The organism is Streptomyces sp. NPDC057543 (genome assembly GCF_042801895.1).
Classification (GTDB): domain Bacteria; phylum Actinomycetota; class Actinomycetes; order Streptomycetales; family Streptomycetaceae; genus Streptomyces.
In genome coordinates, this window is record NZ_JBHVFF010000455.1 from 1 (window position 1) to 4,374 (window position 4,374).

Sequence of the window (4,374 nt, forward strand, 5' to 3'; positions counted from 1 at the left end):
GGACGGGACTGCTCCCGTTCCCGACCCCGTCCCCGCACCCCTCCCGTCCGCGCTTCGTCACCCGGAGGACGACCGTGTCCCAGAAGGCCAAGGGCTGGCTGCTGGTCATGGTGGCGCTGGCCGGCGTCTGGCTGATCCGGCACGGCGCCGGCACCCAGCTGGTCCCGCCTCAGCCGACCACCGCGCAGGGCTTCGCCGCGGGCCCCGAGCCGCAGCCGGGGTCTCCTCTCGCCGAGCCGCTGAAGCCCTCGGCGCCCGTGCGCATCCGGATCCCGAGCATCCGGGTGAACGCGCCGATGATGCGGCTGGGGCTCGGGGCCGACGGCAGCCTCGACGTGCCGCCGGCCGGGAACCGTAACGTCGTCGGCTGGTACCGGGACGGCACTCCCCCGGGCTCCAAGGGCAGCGCGATCGTCGCCGGCCATGTCGACAACGCGCACGGCCGGTCGGTCTTCTACGACCTGGGCACCCTGCAGAAGGGCAGCACGGTCGAGGTGGTCCGCCGGGACGGGCGCACCGCCGTCTTCTCCCTCGACGGGATCGAGGTCTACAAGAGCGACGACTTCCCCGACAAGCGGGTGTACGGCGCATCTCCCTACGCCTCGCTGCGGCTGATCACCTGCGGCGGCGGTTTTTCGAAGGCTACGGGCTACCGGGGCAATGTCGTGGCGTACGCGCATCTCACCGCGGTGCGGTGAACCCGGCGCGCCCGGAGCGCGTCGTTCACGCCGTCCACTGGTCGAACCCCAGCTTCGCGACCAGTGAGAACACCACGACCAGCAGGACACCGCGGACGAACTCGCTGCCCTTGCGGAGCGCCATCCGCGCCCCGATCAGCCCGCCCGCCAGGTTGAAGACCGCCATCAGCGCGGCCAGTTGCCACAGCACGCTGCCCTGGTACGCGAACATCGCCAGCGCCCCGCCGTTGGTGCAGACGTTGACGATCTTGGCGGTGGCCGACGCCGTCACCAGATCGAGGTGGAGCACCGCGGTCAGCGCCAGGACGAGGAACGTTCCGGTGCCGGGGCCGAACAGCCCGTCGTAGAAGCCGATGCCACCGCCGACGAGCACGATCGCGGTGACGGTACGGGCCCGGGTGACCTGGCGCCGCGTACCGTCGTCCGCCGCCCTGCCGAACGAGGGCCGCAGCAACACGAACGCCGCCACCGCCAGCAGCACGACCATGATCACCGGGCGCAGCACCTCGCTGCTGATCCCGGCGGCGAAGAACGCCCCGGCCATCGAGCCGGCCAGCGCCGCGAGCCCGATCCGCAGGGCCGTCCCTACCTCGACCGGCGCCTTGCGTACGTACGTCACGGCGGCGCCCGTCGTACCGACGATCGCGACCGCCTTGTTGGTGCCGAGTACCTGCGCGGCCGGGACATGGGGCAGTCCCAGCAACAGGGCGGGCAGCAGGAGCAGCCCGCCGCCGCCGACCACCGCGTCGATCCAGCCCGCCGCGGCTGCCGCGAGGCAGAGAATGACCAGTGTGGTGAGCGCTATGTCAGGCATGATCGCGACCTTAAGGACGCGATACGTGCCTCGTCCAACCCGTTCCGCCCGGCCCGTTCTCCCCGCGCGCCGCGGCCGTACGCTGGGCCCATGAGCCAGGGCTGGAACGCGAGCGACATCCCCGACCAGAGCGGCCGTACAGCCGTGGTCACCGGAGCCAACAGCGGCATCGGGCTGATCACGGCGCGGGAACTGGCCCGGCACGGCGCGCGCGTGCTGCTCGCCTGCCGTGACGAGTCGCGCGGCAAGGAGGCCGCGTCCCGCATCCGGGCGGCCGTGACCGGCGCGGACGTGGACTTCGTACCGCTCGATCTGGCCGATCTGGACTCCGTACGCGCGTGCGCGGCGGAGCACACGCCCGACCGGATCGATCTGCTCATCAACAACGCGGGCGTGATGGCCCTTCCCTACGGGAAGACGGCGGACGGCTTCGAGAGGCAGTTCGGCATCAACCACCTGGGGCACTTCGCCCTCACCGGGCTGCTCCTCCCGAAGCTCCTCGGCACCCCCGGGGCGCGCGTGGTGAGCGTCTCCAGCGGTATGCACGCCCTGTCCGACATCGACATGGGGGATCTCAACAGCGAGCGGAACTACCGCCGCTGGATCGCGTACGGCCGCTCGAAGACCGCCAATCTGCTCTTCGTCCACGAGCTGGCACGGCGCCTCTCGGCTGACGGTTGCCAGGTGGTGGCCGCCGCGGCTCACCCCGGTTACGCGGCGACCAATCTGCAGACGGCGGGCGTCCGGATGGAGAACCGCAAGGCGGCGGACCTGGTGTTCCGGCTCGGCAACCGGCTCGTCGCCCAGCCCGCGTCGTCCGGTGCGCTGCCCATCCTGTACGCGGCCACCGCGCCCGGCGTGCGTCCCGACTCGTTCACCGGCCCGAAGCTGCTGGGCTGGCGCGGTGCGCCGGCCCCGTCCTGGCGGGCGGGCTGGACGCTGAACGATGTGGCGAGCGAGCGGCTCTGGGTGGCGTCCGAGCAACTCACGGGGGTGACGTATCCGGTGCTCACGGCCTGAGGACCGGATACGTCACCGCTCATCGACGCGTTCAGGACTACTGCCCCTCGACGGCGGCCGGGTCCATCCACATGACCTCCCAGATGTGGTGGTCCGGGTCCTGGAAGGAGCGGCCGTACATGTGGCCGTAGTCCACCGGCTCGTTGGCGGGCGATCCCCCGGAGGCGAGGGCGGTGTCCACCAGCTCGTCCACCTTCTCGCGGCTCTCGGCGCTGAGCGCGAGGATGACCTCGGTGGACTTCGAGGAGTCGGCGATCTCCTTCTTGGTGAACTCCTTGAAGCGGGGTTCCGTGAGGAGCATGGCGAAGATGGTGTCGCTGATGACGAGACACGCGGTGTTCTCGTCGGTGAACTGCGGGTTGCAGGAGAAGCCGAGCTTGCCGAAGAAGGCCTTGGTCGTCTCGAGGTTCTTGACCGGCAGGTTCACGAAGATCATCTGAGGCATGGCCGTTCCGTTCTCTCTGGTGTTCGAACGTTTTACGACAGGTAGACGGCGGGGCGGCGCGGAACTCATCGGTATCGGCGAGGAAATTTTCCGCCCCGCGGGGTCAGGACAGGGCGAGCGGCGCGCCGCCCCGGAGCAGCGATCCGCCCAGTGGGGTCAGCGTGTGCAGGACCGAGTTGCCGTGCCGCAGCGTGTGGATCAGGCCCGCCTCGCGCAGCACACAGGCGTGCTGGCTGGCCGAGGCGAGGGAGACTCCTGCCCGGCGGGCGAGTTCGCTGGTCGTGCAGCCGTTGCCGATGGCCCGCAGGACCGTCGAGCGGGTATGGCCGAGGAGCCGGCCGAGCCAGGGGCCCGGTTCGGCGAAGACCGGGGCGCGGGAGTGGGTGACCGGGTAGACGAGGACCGGCGGGAGACGCGGGTCGCGGTGAACGACCGGGGTGACGCGGCAGAAGAAGGACGGCTGGAGCAGTAACCCCCGGCCGTTCAGATGGAGTTCGCGGTCCACGGGGTAGTCCGCCTCCAGCACGGGGGCCCGCCAGCGGATCATGGGCGGGAGGGAGGCGAGCAGTTCTTCCGCGCCGCCGTCCAGGAGGGCGCGGCCGCGGAGGGCGCGGTCGGCCTCGACGCTGGCCTGGATGTGCGGCCAGTACGGTTCGATCGCGGCGCGGTGGTAGCTGCGCAGTGCGCCGACGAGCCGGTCGAGCGATTCGACGCGCCCGTCCTGGGTGCGGGCCGTCTCGCGGCGTTCGGCGGCCAGCAGGGCGAGTTCGGCGCGGATCCGCCCGGGTGGGGTGTCGCGCAGCGCCTGCATTCCGGCCTCGATGCCGTAGGGCTCGCCGCTTTCCTGAGCAGGCGTCAGAAAATCTGGGAAATAGCCGCGCGGTGGAATCACGGCGGACAACAGACGTACTTCACCATGCAACCGGGGCCGGGTTTCCGTACGCCATTTCCCGAACACCGCGGGACCGCGCCGGTCCCGCAGCCGATGGAAACTCAGAATGGTTTCCCACAGCGCATCCGGCCGGGTGGCCATCCGCACCTTGGAAAGGTCCACTCCGGACATATGGATACGCAGCACCGAACCCCCATTTGTTGCACCTGCAATTACCCCCGCTCAAGGGTAGGTGATCCGTAACAGCACGTCACCACGGGGTTTCGGCCAGAGGTGAAACGTCTCGCCTCCACACCCCGGCACCCGAAAAGCTGTAGGCCGTCGGGTGCGAATCCGGAGCCACCGGAAGAGCGAGTGAAGGCCGTGGGGGGTTTCGCTCGTTCGGCGGCGGTGCGCGACGGTACGACTCCGTACCCGACGGGGGTAAGCGGGGTGCGGACCATGCCGGCCGGTTTCAACGTTCCCGTCCTGATCGGCGCGGTGCCGCTGTTCACGGTCACCAGTC

5 protein-coding genes are annotated in these 4,374 nt (G+C 70.2%); 2 read left to right on the plus strand and 3 right to left on the minus strand.

The features are described 5' to 3' along the window. Window positions 1–107: 107 nt before the first annotated feature. Window positions 108–698, plus strand: coding sequence for a class F sortase (locus ACFU8Q_RS39535; RefSeq protein WP_384464495.1), 591 nt, complete (start codon window positions 108–110; stop codon window positions 696–698). A gap of 25 nt (window positions 699–723) precedes the next feature. On the opposite strand, the gene ACFU8Q_RS39540 is transcribed toward ACFU8Q_RS39535, so the two are convergent. Further along, window positions 724–1,512 carry a sulfite exporter TauE/SafE family protein gene (locus ACFU8Q_RS39540; RefSeq protein ID WP_384464483.1) on the minus strand — a complete coding sequence of 263 codons (789 nt, stop codon included), beginning with the start codon at window positions 1,510–1,512 and terminating at the stop codon, window positions 724–726. 90 nt (window positions 1,513–1,602) lie between these two features. On the opposite strand from ACFU8Q_RS39540, the gene ACFU8Q_RS39545 reads away from it, so the two are divergent. Continuing rightward, a complete protein-coding gene (locus tag ACFU8Q_RS39545; protein ID WP_384464486.1) occupies window positions 1,603–2,532 on the plus strand; it encodes an oxidoreductase in 930 nt (309 codons plus the stop codon). A 37-nt stretch (window positions 2,533–2,569) separates the two neighbouring features. On the opposite strand, the gene ACFU8Q_RS39550 is transcribed toward ACFU8Q_RS39545, so the two are convergent. Then, a complete protein-coding gene (locus ACFU8Q_RS39550; protein WP_384464489.1) occupies window positions 2,570–2,977 on the minus strand; it encodes a VOC family protein in 408 nt (135 codons plus the stop codon). A gap of 103 nt (window positions 2,978–3,080) precedes the next feature. Then, window positions 3,081–4,055 carry an ArsR/SmtB family transcription factor gene (locus ACFU8Q_RS39555; protein WP_384464492.1) on the minus strand — a complete coding sequence of 325 codons (975 nt, stop codon included), beginning with the start codon at window positions 4,053–4,055 and terminating at the stop codon, window positions 3,081–3,083. Window positions 4,056–4,374 lie beyond the last annotated feature (319 nt).

What these genes read in the sequence shown, in the direction of transcription:
- ACFU8Q_RS39545 (WP_384464486.1), top strand. Translation starts at nt 1,603, where the DNA reads ATGAGCCAGGGCTGGAACGCGAGCGACATCCCCGACCAGAGCGGCCGT.
- ACFU8Q_RS39540 (WP_384464483.1), bottom strand. Translation starts at nt 1,512, where the DNA reads ATGCCTGACATAGCGCTCACCACACTGGTCATTCTCTGCCTCGCGGCA.
- ACFU8Q_RS39535 (WP_384464495.1), top strand. Translation starts at nt 108, where the DNA reads ATGGTGGCGCTGGCCGGCGTCTGGCTGATCCGGCACGGCGCCGGCACC.
- ACFU8Q_RS39550 (WP_384464489.1), bottom strand. Translation starts at nt 2,977, where the DNA reads ATGCCTCAGATGATCTTCGTGAACCTGCCGGTCAAGAACCTCGAGACG.